The sequence below is a fragment of the Streptomyces sp. NPDC055099 genome, assembly GCF_053607685.1.
The window spans coordinates 1-18,256 of the sequence record NZ_JBSGUA010000017.1; the positions used below are offsets into that span (position 1 = coordinate 1).

General features: G+C 68.8%; 20 protein-coding genes. 13 read left to right on the forward strand and 7 right to left on the reverse strand.

What is annotated here, in order from left to right:
• From ACWFRU_RS33265 to ACWFRU_RS33275, 3 genes are all read right to left on the reverse strand, one after another.
• A partial coding sequence (locus ACWFRU_RS33265; protein ID WP_453692010.1) for a DUF2637 domain-containing protein occupies window positions 1-171 on the reverse strand: 171 nt, incomplete at its 3' end.
• A gap of 183 nt (window positions 172-354) precedes the next feature.
• The gene (locus ACWFRU_RS33270) at window positions 355-1,221 is read right to left on the reverse strand and encodes a DUF3558 domain-containing protein (RefSeq protein WP_453691855.1); all 867 of its coding nucleotides are present in this window, start codon (window positions 1,219-1,221) and stop codon (window positions 355-357) included.
• Between the two features lie 116 nt (window positions 1,222-1,337).
• Window positions 1,338-2,186, reverse strand: a complete 849-nt coding sequence (locus ACWFRU_RS33275; RefSeq protein WP_453691856.1) for a DUF3558 domain-containing protein — start codon at window positions 2,184-2,186, stop codon at window positions 1,338-1,340.
• Window positions 2,187-2,367: 181 nt separating this feature from the next.
• Between ACWFRU_RS33275 and ACWFRU_RS33280 the strand changes: the two genes are divergently transcribed.
• The gene (locus tag ACWFRU_RS33280) at window positions 2,368-3,561 is read left to right on the forward strand and encodes an RtcB family protein (protein WP_453691857.1); all 1,194 of its coding nucleotides are present in this window, start codon (window positions 2,368-2,370) and stop codon (window positions 3,559-3,561) included.
• Window positions 3,562-3,576: 15 nt separating this feature from the next.
• Here ACWFRU_RS33280 and ACWFRU_RS33285 read toward each other — a convergent pair whose 3' ends face one another.
• Entirely contained in the window at window positions 3,577-4,350 is a 774-nt protein-coding gene (locus ACWFRU_RS33285; protein WP_453691858.1) for an SDR family NAD(P)-dependent oxidoreductase, read from the reverse strand.
• Window positions 4,351-4,431: 81 nt separating this feature from the next.
• A complete protein-coding gene (locus ACWFRU_RS33290; RefSeq protein WP_453691859.1) occupies window positions 4,432-4,767 on the reverse strand; it encodes a YnfA family protein in 336 nt (111 codons plus the stop codon).
• A 79-nt stretch (window positions 4,768-4,846) separates the two neighbouring features.
• Here ACWFRU_RS33290 and ACWFRU_RS33295 point away from each other — a divergent pair, with 79 nt between their 5' ends.
• On the forward strand, window positions 4,847-5,359 hold the full coding sequence (locus ACWFRU_RS33295) for a GNAT family N-acetyltransferase (RefSeq protein ID WP_453691860.1): 513 nt from the start codon (window positions 4,847-4,849) through the stop codon (window positions 5,357-5,359).
• Window positions 5,360-5,395: 36 nt separating this feature from the next.
• Here the strand turns inward: ACWFRU_RS33295 and ACWFRU_RS33300 are convergent, their stop codons facing one another.
• A complete protein-coding gene (locus tag ACWFRU_RS33300; RefSeq protein ID WP_453691861.1) occupies window positions 5,396-6,271 on the reverse strand; it encodes an AraC family transcriptional regulator in 876 nt (291 codons plus the stop codon).
• A 108-nt stretch (window positions 6,272-6,379) separates the two neighbouring features.
• On the opposite strand from ACWFRU_RS33300, the gene ACWFRU_RS33305 reads away from it, so the two are divergent.
• The 3 genes from ACWFRU_RS33305 (at window position 6,380) to ACWFRU_RS33315 (ending at window position 8,840) form a co-directional block, all read left to right on the forward strand.
• Window positions 6,380-6,967: a TIGR03086 family metal-binding protein gene (locus tag ACWFRU_RS33305; RefSeq protein WP_453691862.1), complete on the forward strand. Its 588-nt coding sequence runs from the start codon at window positions 6,380-6,382 to the stop codon at window positions 6,965-6,967.
• Between the two features lie 206 nt (window positions 6,968-7,173).
• Window positions 7,174-8,262 carry an LLM class flavin-dependent oxidoreductase gene (locus ACWFRU_RS33310; RefSeq protein ID WP_453692011.1) on the forward strand — a complete coding sequence of 363 codons (1,089 nt, stop codon included), beginning with the start codon at window positions 7,174-7,176 and terminating at the stop codon, window positions 8,260-8,262.
• On the forward strand, window positions 8,259-8,840 hold the full coding sequence (locus ACWFRU_RS33315) for an FMN reductase (protein ID WP_453691863.1): 582 nt from the start codon (window positions 8,259-8,261) through the stop codon (window positions 8,838-8,840). The genes ACWFRU_RS33310 and ACWFRU_RS33315 overlap by 4 nt, the downstream gene beginning before the upstream one ends.
• 28 nt (window positions 8,841-8,868) lie before the next feature.
• On the opposite strand, the gene ACWFRU_RS33320 is transcribed toward ACWFRU_RS33315, so the two are convergent.
• Window positions 8,869-9,309 (reverse strand): hypothetical protein, encoded by a 441-nt coding sequence (locus tag ACWFRU_RS33320; RefSeq protein WP_363212845.1) that lies wholly within the window; start codon window positions 9,307-9,309, stop codon window positions 8,869-8,871.
• A 324-nt stretch (window positions 9,310-9,633) separates the two neighbouring features.
• Between ACWFRU_RS33320 and hemL the strand changes: the two genes are divergently transcribed.
• The 8 genes from hemL (at window position 9,634) to ACWFRU_RS33360 (ending at window position 18,151) form a co-directional block, all read left to right on the forward strand.
• Entirely contained in the window at window positions 9,634-10,971 is a 1,338-nt protein-coding gene (gene hemL, locus ACWFRU_RS33325; protein WP_453692012.1) for a glutamate-1-semialdehyde 2,1-aminomutase, read from the forward strand.
• Window positions 10,968-11,651: a histidine phosphatase family protein gene (locus ACWFRU_RS33330; protein ID WP_453691864.1), complete on the forward strand. Its 684-nt coding sequence runs from the start codon at window positions 10,968-10,970 to the stop codon at window positions 11,649-11,651. Before hemL ends, ACWFRU_RS33330 begins: the two co-directional genes overlap by 4 nt.
• Window positions 11,652-11,837: 186 nt before the next feature.
• The gene (locus tag ACWFRU_RS33335) at window positions 11,838-13,076 is read left to right on the forward strand and encodes a hypothetical protein (protein WP_453691865.1); all 1,239 of its coding nucleotides are present in this window, start codon (window positions 11,838-11,840) and stop codon (window positions 13,074-13,076) included.
• 66 nt (window positions 13,077-13,142) lie between these two features.
• Window positions 13,143-13,772: a TlpA family protein disulfide reductase gene (locus tag ACWFRU_RS33340; protein ID WP_453691866.1), complete on the forward strand. Its 630-nt coding sequence runs from the start codon at window positions 13,143-13,145 to the stop codon at window positions 13,770-13,772.
• A gap of 10 nt (window positions 13,773-13,782) precedes the next feature.
• Window positions 13,783-14,547 (forward strand): cytochrome c biogenesis CcdA family protein, encoded by a 765-nt coding sequence (locus ACWFRU_RS33345; protein ID WP_453692013.1) that lies wholly within the window; start codon window positions 13,783-13,785, stop codon window positions 14,545-14,547.
• A gap of 3 nt (window positions 14,548-14,550) precedes the next feature.
• Window positions 14,551-16,377 carry a cytochrome c biogenesis protein ResB gene (resB, locus tag ACWFRU_RS33350; protein WP_453691867.1) on the forward strand — a complete coding sequence of 609 codons (1,827 nt, stop codon included), beginning with the start codon at window positions 14,551-14,553 and terminating at the stop codon, window positions 16,375-16,377.
• The gene (gene ccsB, locus ACWFRU_RS33355) at window positions 16,374-17,480 is read left to right on the forward strand and encodes a c-type cytochrome biogenesis protein CcsB (RefSeq protein ID WP_453691868.1); all 1,107 of its coding nucleotides are present in this window, start codon (window positions 16,374-16,376) and stop codon (window positions 17,478-17,480) included. The genes resB and ccsB overlap by 4 nt, the downstream gene beginning before the upstream one ends.
• 164 nt (window positions 17,481-17,644) lie before the next feature.
• Window positions 17,645-18,151 carry an SRPBCC domain-containing protein gene (locus ACWFRU_RS33360; RefSeq protein WP_453691869.1) on the forward strand — a complete coding sequence of 169 codons (507 nt, stop codon included), beginning with the start codon at window positions 17,645-17,647 and terminating at the stop codon, window positions 18,149-18,151.
• The last annotated feature ends 105 nt before the right edge of the window (window positions 18,152-18,256 follow it).

Consider the following 18,256-nt stretch of genomic DNA (forward strand, 5'->3'; position numbering starts at 1 on the left):
GTCGATGCCGATCGGGAAGACCGCCGAGAAGCTGCCGAAGCCCTTCTTCTCGGCCAGGTCACGCACAGCCGTGTACGACCCCGCGAAACCGATCGCGGCGATGACGACCGCACCGGCGACGACCACGCCGATGAGTATTCGGTGCGTGCGTGTCAGCTGCATCGCGGCCACCCGCGAACCCCTCCCTGTTCGGTTTGTTGCGAGCGACAGCCTGGCACACGCATGCGGAAGCCGGTGTGCCGGTACGGCAGGAGCCCGGCCACCAGGGGGCCGGGCTCCACAACTGCCGTGACTACGCCGCGAGTTGCACGCGAGGCGCGTGCCGGGCTATTCGCGCCTGCGCCAGCGCCTGCGTCAGCTCTTGGGCTTGCTGCTGGACTTGGAGTCGGACTTGGCGCTGGAGTCCTTCGACCCCGAATCCTTCGAGTCCGAGTCCTTGGACCCCGAGTCCTTCGAGCCCGAGTCCTTGGAGTCGCTGTCCGCCCCGCCCGCCTTGTTCGCGGCGACGACCGCCTCGGCGGCCTCCTTCGCGGCCTTCTCGGCGTCCTTGGCCAGATCCTTCGAGTCCGGCGCCTTGTCGCCCGCCAGACCCGCGCCGTTGTAGTCGATCGTGACGACCGCGTTCTCCACGCGCGTCACGACCGTCTGCTGCTTGAAGTTTTCCTTGTCCTTCTTCAGGTCGTAGTGCACGACCGTCGTCTGGTCGCCCATCCCGGGCACCGGCTCCGTCTTGACGCTCTTCGCGCCCTCCGTCGCCTGCGCGTCCGCGACCTGCTTGGCGAAGCTGTTCTGCGCGCGCTTGGCACCGCTGCCGAGCGAGGCGTCCGAGTCGAAGCGCATCAGGGAGACACGCAGCCAGCGGAACTGCGAACCGTCGACGCCGTTGTTGTCCAGGCTGTCCCAGGAGCAGGTGCCGCGCGCCGACGTGTCGTCGGACGTGCCCGCCTTGCCCGACTTGTCCTTCGCCTCCGGGACGAGGTCGTCGAGCGTCTTCTTCGACAGGACGTCGCAGGGCTCGGGCAGCTTGCTGAACGCCGCCTTCTCCACGGTCGCGGCCTTGTCCTTGCCCGGAGCCGAGGCCGAGGCCTTCGAACCCGAGTCCTTCTTGGCCCCGTCCGAGCCCGAGCCGGAGTCGGAGGAGCAGCCGGAGGCAATGAAGATCACCGGTACGGCGGCTGCGCAGGTGAGTATGCGGGTGAGTCGCTGTGCTGGTCGGTGCATGGTTCCTTCACTCAAGTCACTCAAGACGGCTGTCGTCGGTTCGATGGGCCACGGTACGCCGTGCCCGACGCGGACGACTCCGCTTCCGGACAGCGGGTGACCCGTCCGAGCCGTCTTTATTCGTCGAAACCCTCGGCCAGCGTTCCGGCCAGTTCCTGCGCCTTGTCCTGCATTTCCTTGCTGTCCGGGATCTCCGTGAGGCGCCCCGGCTGCTCGTCGTACTCGACGGTCACGACGACGTTCGACGTGCGGAACACCACAGTCACCGTGCGGTGCCGGGTCGCCGAGCCGGACGTCGTGAGCGCGTCGTCGAGGAAGGCCTCGTCGCCCAGGTCGTCCAGGATGCGGGGTTCGAGACCGGGAGGGGTCACGGCCTCTTCCGGGGAGTCGGCGGAGGCGCCGGAGTCGTCCTTGTCCGACCCGGAACCGGCACCATCGGAGGGCTCGCCCCCCTTGCCGCCGTCACCATCGGCGGGCGGCTCCGTGTCCGCGTCGGCGGACGGGGTGCCGGAAGGCTCGGCGAGGTCCGCCTTCTGCGCCCTGGTCGCGTAGACCTCCGTGGCGCGGGTGTCGTCGCTCACGGCGTTGTCGTACGAGACCACGCGCTCGAAGTCGACGAACAGATGGTGCGTCGCGTCCGACGACTCCACCTTCCAGCGGCAGCCCACCCGCCGGTCGGTGTCGTACGTGACGGTGGGCGCACCCTCGTACGCCTTCTCCCGCTGTTCCTCGCCCGGGATCTCCTCGATGCCGGGCAGCATCGAGTCGAGCGTGCCGCGGTCGACCTGACCGCAGGGCTCGGGGAGCGTGCGGTACTTGCCGGGCTCGGCGGCCGCGGTCGTCCCGCCCGTCTCGCCGGGCTTCGAGTCGTCCGGCTCTCCGCCGAGCGCGCCGCCACCCGTGCAGCCGGCGAGCAGCGCCGTGAGAAGAGCTGCGACGCCTGGTAGGTAGGCCTTCCGCTGCACCGATGGGCTCCTTCTCGCCGGGGATATTGGGTTGCCGCTGATGGGCGACCGGTGGACACAATGTGTATCGCACGCAATGCCGTGGACGCCGGTCCGTGATCCCTTTCGTCGACCTTGGCCCCGGTATTTGCTCTTCGAGACTTTCCGCACTTTGATGTAACTACGGGGTAATGAGGACGATATGTCGTACGTAGAGGTTCCCGGAGCGAAGGTTCCGATCCGCATGTGGACGGACCCGGCCTCGGTGGAGGACGTCGCACTCCAGCAGCTCCGGAACGTGGCGACCCTGCCCTGGATCAAGGGCCTGGCCGTCATGCCGGACGTCCACTACGGCAAGGGTGCGACGGTCGGCTCCGTGATCGCCATGCAGGGCGCGGTATGTCCCGCGGCGGTCGGCGTCGACATCGGCTGCGGAATGTCGGCGGTCAAGACCTCCCTGACGGCGAACGACCTCCCGGGCGACCTGTCCCGCCTGCGCTCGAAGATCGAGCAGGCGATTCCGGTGGGGCGGGGAATGCATGACGATGCCGTGGATCCGGGGCGGCTGCATGGGTTCGGGATGTCGGGGTGGGATGGCTTCTGGTCGCGCTTCGACGACGTCGCCGATGCGGTCAAATTCCGTCAGGAACGGGCGACTAAGCAGATGGGAACGCTCGGAAGCGGCAACCACTTCGTCGAATTCTGTCTCGACGAGTCCGGTTCGGTCTGGCTGATGCTGCACTCCGGCTCCCGGAACATCGGCAAGGAACTGGCCGACCACCACATCGGGGTGGCCCAGAAGCTGCCGCACAACCAGGGCCTCGTCGACCGCGATCTCGCGGTCTTCATCGCGGACACCCCGCAGATGGCGGCGTACCGGAACGACCTGTACTGGGCGCAGGAGTACGCGAAGTACAACCGCTCGATCATGATGGCGCTCCTGAAGGACGTGGTTCGCAAGGAGTTCAAGAAGGCGAAGCCGACCTTCGAGCAGGAGATCAGCGCCCACCACAATTACGTGGCAGAGGAACGGTACGAGGGCGTCGACCTGCTGGTCACTCGCAAGGGCGCGATCCGTGCGGGCTCGGGCGAGTACGGCATCATCCCCGGCTCGATGGGCACGGGCTCGTACATCGTGAAGGGCCTCGGCAACGAGAAGGCCTTCAACTCGGCCTCGCACGGCGCGGGTCGGCGGATGAGCCGCAACGCGGCGAAGAAGCGCTTCTCCACGCGGGACCTGGAGGAGCAGACGCAGGGCGTCGAGTGCCGCAAGGACTCGGGTGTCGTGGACGAGATCCCGGGCGCCTACAAGCCGATCGAGCAGGTCATGGAGAACCAGCGTGACCTGGTCGAGGTCGTGGCCAAGCTCAAGCAGGTCATCTGCGTGAAGGGCTGAACCGCCGCCTCTCCCCTACAGCTCGCGGTGGATCTTTGTGTTGGAGGCCTGGGCGCGGGGGCGGACCACCAAGAGGTCGATGTTTACGTGGGGCGGGCGGGTTACTGCCCAGGTGATCGTGTCCGCGACGTCCTCCGCCGTGAGGGGGGCCGCCACGCCCGCGTAGACCTTCGCGGCCTTCTCCGTGTCGCCGCCGAAGCGGGTCGTCGCGAACTCCTCCGTCTTGACCATGCCGGGGGCGACCTCGATGACGCGGACCGGGGTGCCGACGATCTCCAGGCGCAGGGTCTCGGCGAGGACGTGCTCGGCGTGCTTGGCGGCCACATAACCGCCGCCGCCCTCGTACGTGCCGTGGCCGGCCGTGGAGGAGAGGACGACCACCGTGCCGTCGCCGCTCGCGGTGAGTGCGGGGAGCAGGGCCTGGGTGACGTTCAGGGTGCCGATGACGTTCGTCTCGTACATCCGGCGCCAGTCCTCCGGGTCGCCGGTGGCGATGGTGTCGGCGCCGAGCGCGCCGCCCGCGTTGTTGACCAGGACCGCGACCTTGCGGAAGGCGGTGGCGAACTCGTCCACGGCCGCGCGGTCGGTGATGTCGAGCGCGTACGCCATCGCGTCGTGGCCCGCGGCCGTGATCTCCGCGGCGAGGGCCTCGATGCGGTCCTTGCGGCGGGCGGTGAGGACGACGCGGTAGCCGGCAGCCGCGAGTCCGCGCGCGGTGGCGGCGCCGATGCCGCTGCTCGCGCCCGTGACGATCGCGATGCGGGTGGCGGCGTTCGCGGCGGCGGTCATGGCTGCTCCTTGTGCGTGGCGTCCTGCTGCGTACGTATGTATGTACGTTCCTGGTCTGTCCCGTCAGGATAGGTCGCCGGGCTAGCGGGCTCGTGGCGCGTACATGATTACGGCCATGCCCGCGAGGCAGATCAGCGCCCCGGTCACGTCCCAGCGGTCGGGGCGGTAGCCGTCGGCGACCATGCCCCAGGCGATCGATCCGGCGACGAAGACGCCGCCGTACGCGGCGAGGATGCGCCCGAACTCGGCGTCGGGCTGGAGCGTGGCCACGAAGCCGTACACGCCGAGCGCGATGACGCCCGCGCCGATCCATGCCCACCCCTTGTGTTCGCGCACTCCTTGCCAGACGAGCCAGGCGCCGCCGATCTCGAAGAGTGCGGCGAGGACGAAGAGGGCGGCGGAGCGGGCGATGAGCATGGGGGAATCGTGGCATGGGGACGTGAGCCTTCGGCGTCAGCGGCGCCTGTTGTCAGACCCTCGCCGTAGCTTGGTCCGTATGGAGAGATCGTTGGTGGCCGCCGGCCCGGTTCTTGTTCCTTGGGCGGAGGGCGACTTCGGGCTGTTGGTCGCCTGTAACTCCGCCGCGATGACCGCGCACTTGGGTGGTCCTGAGACGCATGAGCAGCTGGTGTCCCGGCATCGGCGTTACCTCGCGCTGGATGAGCGGGGACAGATGTTCCGGATAGCCGTGGACGGTGAGGCAGCCGGTTCGATCGGGTACTGGGAGACGTCCTGGCAGGGCGAGACCGTCTGGGAGACGGGGTGGGGCGTGCTGCCCGGGTTCCAGGGGCGGGGCATCGCGGCGTCGGCCGCGCGGCTGGTCGTCGAGGAGGCGCGGGCCGCCGGGCGGCACCGACGGCTGCACGCCTTTCCCTCCGCGGACCACGCGGCTTCCAACGGGGTCTGCCGGAAGGCCGGGTTCACGCCCGGGGGCGAGCACGACTTCGAGTATCCGAAGGGGCGTTGGATGCGGTGCAATGACTGGAGCGTCGACCTGGGGGGCTCCTGAAGCCGGCTGCTGGGCCCTTGATTCGCCGCTTTCGCGTCACTGCGGCGCGTACGCCGTCGGGGGTACTCCCACCGTTGCCGTGAAGTCCCTGATCAGGTGGGCCTGGTCGGCGTAACCGAGTGCGTCGGCCACGTCCGCCCAGTCCACCTCCTCGCCCGTTTCCGCGTGCTCGAGCGCCTCGTGGATGCGGTGGCGCAGGATCATCCACTTCGGGCCGACTCCCACGTACGTGGAGAACAGTCGCTGCAGCGTCCGTACGGACATGCCCTGTGACCGGGCGAACTCGCTGACCCGGCGGATCCCGCGGTCCGTGCGGATGCGTTCGGCCAGGGCCATGGCGAGGTCCGCCTGCGGGTCGGGGGTGGGGCCGAGGGCCAGCAGGAAGGCGTCGAGTGCCGCCACGCGCGCGTGCTCGTCGTCCGGGGTCAGGACCGCGTCGAGGGCGTTCTCGGGGATCTCCCCGACGACGTCCTCCAGCGGCAGCATCCGGCGTCCCGTCCACGCGGACACCGGGGCCGTCGGGGCGAACGGCCGGAAGCCGCCGGGGCGGAACTTCACGCCGCAGACCCGCCCCTGTCCCTCCAGTTTCTGGGTGAAGAGGTCGAGTCCGATTCCCGCCACCTCGGCGAAGGGCTCCTGCCCGGGGAGCCTCTGGAAGACGACGTTCACGGACGGGTGCGGCACGACGTGAGAGGCGTAGGGCTGGGAGAGGTCCCAGTCGATCAGCCAGTACTGCTCCACGTAGGGGCGCAGCACGGGCGTCGCCAGGTGCCGCCGGAACCGTGCGCGGGCGAGGAGGCCGGCGGCGTCGACGATGCCCTTGGTGTCGCTGCGGGGGGAGGAGGGAGAGGCAGCGGATGGAGACACGGGGGAGGGGGAGGCGTCGGAGGGGGCGGCGTCGGCGTCGGCCATGGCTGGATCGTATGACGGGGCCCGGGGCCGGGTCTGTCGTCCTGGCGCCCTGTCGTCCTGTCGCGTTTCTTCAAGCCATGGGTGCGGTCACCGGCCTACGGTCACGGCATGAGTGAGAACAGCATTGCCGACCTGTTGAAGGCGGCCACCGACCGAGCCGTCCCCGTGGTCCGCGCGATCCCGGACGACCGCCTTGCCGCGCCCACTCCTTGTGCCGAGTACGACGTGAAGGCCCTGGTCAATCATCTCTTCCAGGTGACCGTCCAGTTCCAGGCGCTCGCCGCCAAGCAGAACGCCGACTTCGGCACCGAGGCCCCCGATGTCGTCGCCGAGATCCCTGACTGGCGCGAGCGTCTCGCCGACGAGGCGGGGAAGCTGGTCGCCGCGTGGGCCGCGCCCGGCGCCGACGAGGGCACCACGGGCGCGATGGACATGCCCGCGAGGACCGTCGGCTGCATGGCGCTGCTCGACCTGACGGTGCATGCCTGGGACCTGGCCCGCGCGACGGGGCAGGAGTACGAGCCCGCTCCGGAGAGCAGCGGTGTCGTCGCCACGCTGCGGGAAGCGGTCGCGGGCCTGGGGCCGACGGCCCGGAAGATGGGCGTGTTCGGAGAGCCGCTCGCCGTGCCTGAGGAGGCCTCCGAGCTTGAACGGCTGCTGGCGGAGACGGGCCGCGACCCGCGCTGGACGCCGTGATGCCTGGCAGGCAGCCGGACCGGAGCGACGCCTGCGCGAGGCCTCCCGGGGGCCTGCTCGGGGCCTCCCGGGGCGCCTGAGCAGGGCCTCCCGGGACCCCGGGGAATACCCCCTGGCACCTCACCGTTCCGTAGGTATAGTTGAACAGTCAACAACCTGCGGAGAGTGAGTCAGCCATGCAGTCGCAGTCCGGGACCGGATCCGGCATGCAGTTCGGGATCTTCAGCGTCGGCGACGTGACGCCCGATCCCACGACGGGCCGCACCCCCACCGAGCACGAACGCATCAAGGCGATGGTGGCCATCGCGCTGAAGGCCGAGGAGGTCGGGCTCGACGTCTTCGCGACCGGCGAGCACCACAACCCGCCGTTCGTCCCCTCCTCGCCCACCACGATGCTCGGCTACATCGCCGCCCGCACCGAGAACCTGATCCTCTCCACCTCCACCACCCTCATCACCACGAACGACCCGGTGAAGATCGCCGAGGACTTCGCGATGCTCCAGCACCTCGCGGAAGGCCGGGTCGACGTGATGATGGGCCGCGGCAACACCGGCCCGGTCTACCCGTGGTTCGGCAAGGACATCCGCCAGGGCATCAACCTCGCCGTCGAGAACTACGCGCTCCTGCACCGTCTGTGGCGCGAGGACGTCGTGACGTGGGAGGGCAAGTTCCGTACGCCCCTGCAGTCGTTCACCTCTACGCCCCGTCCGCTCGACGGTGTCGCGCCGTTCGTCTGGCACGGCTCCATCCGCTCCCCGGAGATCGCCGAGCAGGCCGCGTACTACGGCGACGGCTTCTTCCACAACAACATCTTCTGGCCGCAGGAGCACACCAAGAAGATGGTCGACCTCTACCGCCGCCGGTTCGCGCACTACGGGCACGGCACCGAGGAGCAGGCGATCGTCGGGCTCGGCGGTCAGGTCTTCATGCGCAAGAACTCCCAGGACGCGGTCAAGGAGTTCAGGCCGTACTTCGACAATGCCCCCGTCTACGGGCACGGGCCGTCCCTGGAGGAGTTCACCTCCCAGACGCCGCTGACCGTCGGCTCGCCGCAGCAGGTGATCGAGCGGACGCTGTCCTTCCGGGACACCGTCGGCGACTACCAGCGCCAGCTTTTCCTGATGGACCACGCGGGCCTGCCCCTCAAGACCGTCCTGGAGCAGCTGGACATCCTCGGCGAGGAGGTCGTCCCGGTCCTGCGCGCCGAGTTCGCCAAGAACCGACCGGCGACCGTCCCGGACGCGCCGACGCACGCCATCCGTCTGGCCTCGCAGGGCAAGGAGATCACCGTATGAAGCTCGTCGTCGTCTCCGCGGGACTCAGCGTCCCCTCCTCCACCCGCCTCCTGGCCGACCGCCTCGCGGCGGCCACCGGGCGCCACGCCGATGTGGAGATCCAGGTCGTCGAGCTCCGCGACCTGGCGGTGGAGATCGCGCACAACTACGTCACCGGTTTCCCGGGCCCGGAGCTGGGCGCGGCGGCCGAGGCGGTGAAGGGCGCGGACGGCCTGATCGCCGTCACACCGATCTTCTCCGCCTCCTACAGCGGTCTGTTCAAGTCGTTCTTCGACGTCCTGACGGTCCTGGACAAGGACGCGCTCGCCGGTACGCCGGTCCTGATCGCGGCGACCGGCGGCACCCCGCGCCATTCGCTGGCCCTGGAGCACGCGCTGCGTCCGCTGTTCGCCTACCTGCGGGCGGTGGTCGTACCGACGGCCGTGTACGCGGCGTCCGAGGACTGGGGCGCGGACGGCCTGGACGAGCGCATCGAGCGGTCCGCGGCCGAACTGGCCGGGCTCATGCGGCCCGCGCCCGTACGCGAAGAGGAACTGATCCCCTTCGAGCAGCAACTGGCATCGCTGCGGCCGGAGTAGAGCCGAGAACAGGGGCGGGGCGCGGGGCTCAGGGCCAGACCAGGCAGTACGCCTGGTGCCCCGCGTCATGCAGCCGGTGGCTGAAGTCCTGCCATTCGTGCAGCAGTTGGTAGACGTTGAACGCGTCGCGCGGGCCGCCGCGGTCGGGGACCGTGGACCAGATGAAGGCCGCGGCGCCGACCGACTCCTCGCCGACGCCGCGCAGCGGGTCGACGACCGTCATGGGGAGCTTGACCACGGCGTAGTCGGGGTGCAGGACGACCAGTTCGAGAGGTGGCACCTTGGACAGGGGTATGCCCTCGATACCGGTCAGGACCATCGCGGCGACGGTCTCCGGCTTGATCTTCGTGAACATGCCGCCCATGCCCAGCTCATCACCGCCGAGCTCCTCGGGGCGCATCGAGATGGGCACGCGGGCGGCGGTCGCGCCGTCCGGAGCTCCGAAGTACTTGTAGGTCACCCCACCCACCCGGCCACTCCTGGTTCCCGCCCGGTCCTGCTCCGTCTCGCCGCCCCGTGCCAAGGCCTCAGCCTCGGCCGCTTCCGCCTCGCGCCGGTGCCTGCCGATCCGCCGGGCACGCCGCGGACCCAGGCCGTCGGTCCCCTCGCCCAGTCCGCCACCGCGATGCATATCTCCACCCGACTGCTTTTCCAGGGCGCCCGCCCCTGCTTTTCTAGGCCTCGCGGCCCCCGCCGCGCAACCCGATCATCGTGTCAGTGACCTCCCCCACGGTCACCGGCTAAAACGTCGAGTGAAACACCTGTCCGCAGGATGTCCGAAGCCTCTGACACCATGGTTCATGTGAGCTTCCCGTATAGCGCCCCAGTTTCGCAGACTCTCTTCGACCGTGCGGCGGCCGTGACGCCCGGTGGTGTGAACTCTCCCGTGCGCGCTTTCCGCGCTGTGGGCGGTACGCCCCGGTTCATGGTGTCCGGTACCGGTCCGTACCTCACGGACGCCGACGGCCGTGAGTACGTCGACCTCGTCTGCTCGTGGGGGCCGATGATCCTCGGCCACTCCCACCCCGAAGTGATCGCCGCAGTTCAGGAGGCCGTCGCGCGCGGCACGTCCTTCGGTACGCCCGGCGAGGGCGAGGTCGCGCTCGCCGAGGAGATCGTCGCGCGCATCGAGCCCGTGGAGCAGGTGCGGCTCGTCTCCAGCGGCACCGAGGCGACGATGTCCGCGATCCGTCTCGCGCGCGGGTTCACCGGCCGCGCCAAGATCATCAAGTTCGCCGGGTGTTACCACGGTCACGTGGACGCGCTGCTCGCCTCGGCGGGCTCCGGTCTCGCCACCTTCGGTCTGCCGGACACCCCGGGTGTCACCGGCGCCCAGGCGGGCGACACGATCGTCGTCCCGTACAACGATTTGGACGCCGTGCGTGCCGCGTTCGCCGCGAACGCCGGTGAGATCGCCTGCGTCATCACCGAGGCGTCGCCGGGCAACATGGGCGTCGTGCCGCCGCGCGAGGGCTTCAACCAGGGCCTCGCGGACCTGTGCAGGGAGAACGGCGCGCTGTTCATCTCGGACGAGGTCATGACCGGCTTCCGTACGTCGAAGGAGGGCTGGTTCGGCGTCGACGGGGTGCGTCCCGATCTGATGACCTTCGGCAAGGTCATGGGCGGCGGCTTCCCGGCCGCCGCTTTCGGTGGCCGGGCCGACGTCATGGAGCACCTCGCCCCGGTCGGCCCCGTCTACCAGGCGGGCACCCTGTCGGGGAACCCGATCGCGACGGCCGCGGGCCTCGCCCAGTTGCGGCTCCTGGACGACGACGCGTACGACAAGGTCGACGTGGTCTCCGGGCAGCTGCGCGGCCTGGTCACCGACGCGCTCTCCAAGGAGGGCGTCGCGCACCGGCTGCAGAACGCGTCGAACATGTTCTCCGTCTTCTTCACCGAGCGCGAGGTGCGGAACTACGAGGACGCGAAGACCCAGGAGTCCTTCCGCTTCACCGCGTTCTTCCACTCGATGCTGTCGCAGGGCGTGTATCTCCCGCCGTCGGCCTTCGAGTCCTGGTTTGTTTCCACCGCCCACGACGAGCGGGCCGTCGAACGGATCGCCGCGGCCCTGCCCGCGGCGGCGCGTGCGGCCGCCGAAGCCACTGAACCCACCACGGAGGCCACCGCATGAGTGCGGGCAGCGAGCTCACAGTCGTCCACGTGATGCGCCACGGGGAGGTGGAGAACCCGGACGGCATCCTTTACGGGCGCCTGCCGGACTACCACCTCTCCGATCTTGGCCGGCAGATGGCCGACCGGGTCGCCGAGCACCTGGCCCCGCGTGACATCACGCACGTCGTGGCCTCGCCGCTGGACCGCGCGCAGGAGACGGCGACGCCGATCGCCAAGGCGCAGGGCCTTGACCTGGCGACGGACGCGCGGCTCATCGAGGCGGGCAACGTCTTCGAGGGCAAGACCTTCGGCGTCGGCGACGGCGCGCTGAAGAACCCGGAGAACTGGAAGCACCTGGTCAACCCCTTCAAGCCGTCCTGGGGCGAGCCGTACGTCGAGCAGGTCGTGCGGATGATGGGTGCCCTGGACGCGGCGCGGGACGCGGCCCGCGGGCATGAAGCGGTGTGCGTCAGCCATCAGTTGCCGATCTGGATCGTGCGGAGCTTCGTGGAGAAGCGGCGCCTGTGGCACGACCCGCGCAAGCGGCAGTGCACGCTCGCCTCGCTCACGACGTTCACGTACCGCGGCGACAAAATCGTTTCCGTGGGTTACACGGAGCCCGCGCGGGATCTCGTTCCCGCGCATCTCCTGGCGGGCGCCAAGCCGGTGAAGGGGAAGGCCAAGGCGTTCGGAGCGTAAGCGCTCCGCTGGTATTGCCGGGCGCCCACGCCAGGTAATCGGCTCGCGACTGTATGTCCGTTCTCGGTAAAAGGCACTCAATATGTGCCTACTTGTCGGAACCCCCTTGTTCGTCGCGCCCTCTAACGGGGCGTCCCTCATGCATGGATGCGTGCAGGGCTGCAGGGCGCGACGAATGGGGATGGAATGCGCGACATCAGTCGCAGGGGAATGCTCGGCCTCGGCGTCGGGACCGCGGCCGCTTTGGGACTTGCCGGCTGCGGCACGGGCGGCGGCGGTCATACGGCGGGTTCCGCGGACGGCGCGAAGGACGGCAACGGCGGCACGGGTGGCGACAAGCGCCCGGCGAAGCCCATCGGTGACGGTTCGACCTCGTACACCGGCAAGCAGCCGAATCAGCCGGGCAAGCCCGTTCCCCTGCAGCCGGGTGAGACGCCCCCGCAGTTCGTGATCTTCTCCTGGGACGGTGCGGGCGAGGTCGGCAACGGTCTCTTCCCACGTTTTTTGAAGCTGGCCGAGGAACACGACGCGGGGATGACGTTCTTCCTCTCCGGTCTTTATCTCCTGCCCGAGTCGAAGAAGCGGATGTACAAGCCGCCGAACAACAGGGTCGGCGCCTCCGACATCGGATATCTCACCGACGGTCACATCAAGGAGACGCTGAAGTACGTCCGACAGGCCTGGCTCGAAGGCCATGAGATCGGCACGCACTTCAACGGACACTTCTGCGCGGGCAGCGGCACGGTCGCCAACTGGACGCCCGCGCAATGGCAGAGCGAAATCGACCAGGCCACCTCCTTCGTCAAGGAATGGCGCACGAATACCGGCTGGACCGATCTGCCGTCGCTGCCTTTCGACTACGACAAGGAACTCATCGGCGGCCGTACGCCCTGTCTCCTGGGCCAGGACAATCTGCTGCCGACGGCGAAGAAGCTCGGCTGGCGTTATGACGCCTCGTCGCCCGGCGGCCGGCAGCGCTGGCCCCAGAAGAAGATGGGTGTCTGGGATCTGCCGCTGCAGGCGATGCCGTTCCCCGGGCACTCGTTCGAGGTCCTGTCCATGGACTACAACATCCTGGCCAACCAGTCGCAGAACTCCACGAAGGCCCCGCCGGCCAACTACCCGGGCTGGCGCAAGCAGGCCACCGAGGCCTACATCGCCGGGTTCAAGCGCGCCTACGAGACCAACCGCGCGCCGCTCTTCATCGGCAACCACTTCGAGGAGTGGAACGGCGGCATCTACATGGACGCCGTCGAGGCCGCCCTGAAGCACATGGCCGGGAAGAAGGACGTGCGCCTGGTCTCCTTCCGGCAGTTCGTCGACTGGCTCGACGTGCAGGACCCGAAGGTCCTCGCCGACCTGCAGGGCCTCGAGGTGGGCCAGAAGCCCGCCGGTGGCTGGAAGGGACTCGGGAAGGCCGTCTGAAATGGGACTTTCCGCAACCCCGGGGGGTGCGGAAGATCCCCGAAACAGACATGCGAAACTTTTCACATGAGTGCCGCCTGCCGCGCCCCCCACAGCACGAACCGCAGCCGTAGCCGCAGCCGCGCCGCCCTCCTGGGCGCTGGGGCCGCGGTCGCCGCGCTGACCCTGTCGGCGTGCGGCTCCGGCGGCACGTCCGGCGGCTCCGGCAACACCAACTTCGTCACCGGCTCCGACGGCATCGCCACCGCCGACAAGGGTGAGCGCCAGGACGGGCCGAAGCTCGAGGGGGAGACCCTCACCGGCAAGCACCTCGACGTCGACGACTACAAGGGCAAGGTCGTCGTCCTGAACGTGTGGGGCTCCTGGTGTTCGCCCTGCCGGGCCGAGGCCCCCAACTTCGCGAAGGTGTCGAAGGACACCAAGGACAAGGACGTGCAGTTCATCGGGATCAACACCCGTGATCCGCAGAAGGGTCCCGCGCTGACGTTCGAGAAGGAGTGGAAGATCTCCTACCCGAGCCTGCACGATCCGATGGGCAAGCTGATGCTGCGCTTCCCCAAGGGCACGATGAACCCCAAGTTCATCCCCTCCACGATCGTCCTCGACCGCGAGGGAAAGATCGCGGCCCGCTCGCAGCAGGCGCTCAGCGAAGAGAAGCTGCGCAAGATGATCGACCCGCTGATCGCGGAGAAGTGATCTCCCCGTGATGTCCACTCTCGCCGCCGTAGGCGAAGCGAACCAGACCGTGATGAACGGCGCGCTGCTCCTCGCGCTGCCCATCGCCGCGCTCGGCGGTCTCGTCTCCTTCTTCTCCCCGTGCGTACTGCCGCTCGTGCCGGGCTATCTGTCGTACGTCACCGGGGTCGGCGGCACCGACCTCGCGGAGGCCAAGCGGGGGCGGATGGCCGCGGGGGCCGGGCTCTTCGTGCTCGGGTTCACCGCCGTCTTCGTCTCCACCGGCGCGCTCTTCGGGTACGTCGGGCAGAACCTGCAGGACTACCAGGACGTCATCAGCAAGGTGCTCGGCGTCCTGATGATCGCGCTCGGCATCTTCTTCATGGGGCTCATGCCCTGGCTGTCGCAGCGGGAGTTCCGCTTCCACAAGAAGCCGGCCGCCGGGCTCGCGGGGGCGCCGCTGCTCGGCGCGCTGTTCGCCGTGGGCTGGGCGCCCTGCGTGGGGCCCACGCTCACGTCCGTCAACTCCCTGGCACTCGACCAGGGGAGCGCGGGGCGCGGGGCCATACTGAGCGTCGCGTACTGCGTGGGGCTCGGGCTGCCGTTCATCCTCGCGGCGATCGCCTTCCGCAAGGCGCTCGGCGCGTTCAGCTGGGTGAAGAAGCACTACGTCTGGGTGATGCGCATCGGCGGCATCATGATGATCGCGACCGGGCTGCTCCTCGTCACCGGAGTGTGGGACAGCATCGTGCAGGAGATGCAGGTCTGGTCCAACGGCTACACGGTGGGGATCTGATCCATGAGCAAGACCGAAGCCCCTGACACGAGCAGGACGAGCACGGCCGACGCCCCCGAAGAGCAGACCGAGAGCGATCTCGGCGCCGCGGGCTCGCAGCTGTCCACCGCCCCCGTCGACCGTGCGATGCCGGGCTCCTTCGGCGGCAAGCGTGCTCCCGGGGTCACCGGCTGGCTGGCCTGGACGGGCCGTGAGGTCGTCGGCTGGGTCCGGTGGATGTGGCGGCAGCTGACCTCGATGCGGGTCGCGCTGCTTCTGCTGCTCCTCCTCTCGCTCGGTGCGATCCCCGGTTCGCTGATCCCGCAGACCAGCATCGACGAGCTGAAGGTCCAGGACTTCAAGAAGGCGCACACCACGCTCGGGCCGCTGTACGAGAAGTTCCAGCTGTTCGACGTCTACAGCTCCGTGTGGTTCTCGGCGATCTACATCCTTCTCTTCATCTCCCTCATCGGCTGCATCGTGCCCCGCACCTGGCAGTTCGTGGGCCAGTTGCGCGGCCGGCCGCCGGGCGCGCCCAAACGGCTCGACCGGCTGCCCGCCTACACCACGTGGCGCACCGAGGCCGCACCCGACGAGGTCCACGAGGCCGCGCTCGGCCTGTTCAAGGGGCGTCGCTTCCGCGCCGACCTCGCGGCGGGCAAGGGTGGCGCGGGGGCGTCCGTCGCCGCGGAGAAGGGCTACCTGCGTGAGGCGGGCAACCTCTTCTTCCACGTCTCGCTGATCGTGCTCCTGGTGGCCTTCGCCGTCGGGGCCCTGTTCAAGTCCGAGGGCGGCAAGCTCATCGTCCAGGGGGACGGGTTCTCCAACACCCTCACCCAGTACGACAACTTCAAGTCCGGCAACCTCTTCAACACCGACGACCTGGCGCCCTTCAGCTTCAAGCTGGACAGCTTCGAGTCGTCGTTCGAGAGGAAGGGCCCCGAGAAGGGCACGGCCCGCACCTACCGGGCGAACGTGACCTACAGCGAGGGCATCGACGGTCCCGAGAAGAAGAAGGCCATCGAGGTCAACAAGCCGCTCGAGGTCGACGGCTCGAAGGTCTACCTCATCGGCCAGGGCTACGCGCCGACCGTCACCGTGCGCGACGGCAAGGGCAAGGTCGTCAGCACCCAGTCCGTCCCGCTGCTGCCGATCGACTCCAACGGCACGGCCACCGGCGCGATCAAGGTCCTCGACGGCTACCGCGACAAGAACGGCAAGAAGGAACAGCTCGGCTTCAACGCCTTCTTCGTGCCGACGTTCGCGGGCGAGGGCCACGGCCAGATGTTCTCCCAGTTCCCCGCCCTGGACTATCCCGTGCTCGCGCTGTCCGCGTACCACGGAAGCCTCGGGGTGGACTCCGGTCTGCCGCAGAACGTGTACCAGCTGGACACCAGCAAGATGTCCAAGTTCAAGGACTCCAAGGGCGAGCTCTTCAAGCAGCGGCTGGTGCCCGGCGAGACGATGAAGCTGCCGAACGGCGCCGGCTCGATCACCTTCGAGAAGGACATCAAGCGCTGGGCGACCTTCCAGGTCTCCCAGCAGCCCGGCAGCATGTGGGCGCTGATCGGGGCGGTCTCCGCCATCGTCGGCCTCGCCGGATCGCTGTTCATCCAGCGCCGCCGTGTGTGGGTGCGGGCCGTGCGGGGCGCCGACGGCGTGACCGTCGTGGAGATGGCCGGGCTCGGCCGCAGCGAGTCCGCGAAGCTGCCCGAGGAGCTGGGCGATCTCGCCGCACACCTGCACGAGAAGGCGCCGAGCGCGCCCGACACAGACCATGCCGATCATGCCGATGCAGAGCATGGCGACTCCAACCCCCAAGAAGTTCCTGCCGAAGGGGCTGAGAAGTGAATCTCGCCACCACCCTCGCTGCCGAACCGAACGAGAACCTCGCGAACATCAGCAATGTGCTGGTGTACTCCGCGATGGCCGTCTATCTCCTTGCCTTCTTCGCGCACATGGCAGAGTGGATCCTCGGCAGCCGCAGCAAGGTCGGCCGCACGGCCGCCGCGCTGACCTCCAAGGCCGAGGCCGCCGCCAAGGCGCCCGGCGTCACCATCAAGGCCAAGGGCGGCACCGCCGTCCTCGACCGGCCGAAGGCGGCGCCCAAGGTCATCACCCGCTCCGTCACCGGAACCCGCGATGTGCCGGACGGTCCCGGCGCCGCGGCCGGTGACGAGAAGGGCGACCTCTACGGCCGTATCGCCGTGTCCCTGACCGTGCTCGCGTTCCTCGTCGAGTTCGGTGGTGTGCTCACCCGCGCGCTCTCGGTGCAGCGGGCGCCGTGGGGCAATATGTACGAGTTCAACCTGACGTTCTCCACCATGGCCGTCGGGGTGTACCTCGTGCTCATGGCGCTCAAGAAGAACGTCGGCTGGCTGGGCCTTCCGCTGGTCACCACGGTCCTCCTCGATCTCGGACTGGCCGTCACTGTCTTGTACACCGCCAGCGACCAGTTGGTTCCCGCCCTTCACTCGTACTGGTTGTGGATCCACGTCTCCACCGCGATCTTCTGCGGCGCGACGTTCTACCTGGCCGGTGTCGCGACGATCCTCTACCTCTTCCGCGACTCCTACGAGAACAAGCTGGCCTCGGGCGGACAGCCCGGCCGCTTCGCGACCTCGGTCCTGGAGCGCCTCCCGGCCGCGGCCTCGCTCGACAAGTTCTCGTACCGCGTGAACGCCGCCGTCTTCCCGCTGTGGACGTTCACGATCATCGCGGGCGCGATCTGGGCGGGCGACGCGTGGGGCCGCTACTGGGGCTGGGACCCCAAGGAGGTCTGGTCCTTCATCACCTGGGTCGCCTACGCCTGCTACCTGCACGCGCGCGCGACGGCCGGCTGGAAGGGCCGCAAGGCCGCCTACCTGGCCCTGATCGCCTTCGGCTGCTGGCTGTTCAACTACTACGGCGTCAACATCTTCGTCACCGGCAAGCACTCGTACGCCGGGGTCTGACCCCCACCCGTACGCCGGGGTCTGACCCCCGCCCGCACCGCCCCAGCCTCCCAAGGCCGGTTCCCCTGCCCCAGCACACGGGAACCGGCCTTCGCCGTGCGGACAGCAGCCCATAAGCACCCCTAGGGCGTGCGCGTCGGGGTGGGGCGGGTCAGGGTTGGGGCATGAGTGTGACGATCGGGCAGGGCGTGAGCCGGGCCAATGGCTCCAGGCAGCATCTTGGGTACGAGCTTCGCCTTCCCCACCCTGTGGACAAGGTCTGGGCGGCGGTGGCCACCCCGGAGGGGCTACCGGGGTGGCTGGCCGCCGCCGATGTGTTCGAGCCACGGCTCGGCGGTGCCGTCTCGTTGCGCTGGCTCAACGGCGACGAGTCGGCCACCCACTCCGGGACCGTCACCGCGTGGAACCCGGAACGCATCGTCGAGTACACGATCGACCTGCACGGGCGGTGCCGCTTCCACGTGGCGGCGGCCGAGGGGAGTGCCGGGACCGCCACCCTGCGCTTCACCAACGAGTTCGAGGGTGACGACGAGCTGCGTCTGGACTGCCTCGCCGGCTGGCACAACCACTTCCAGTTCCTCGTCGACGCGCTCGACGGGCACCCCAAGGACTGGTCGACGTGGAGCCTTGAACCCTGGCGGGAGCTGCGTGAGATGTACCGGAAGAGCTGACCGCCCACGCCGTGACCTTGGGCCATCGTTTCCGTCGATGACCTCATCGGCAGGACGCCCCACTGGCCCGTGGACCAGGGCATACGTCCGCTCGTAGCTTCTTGG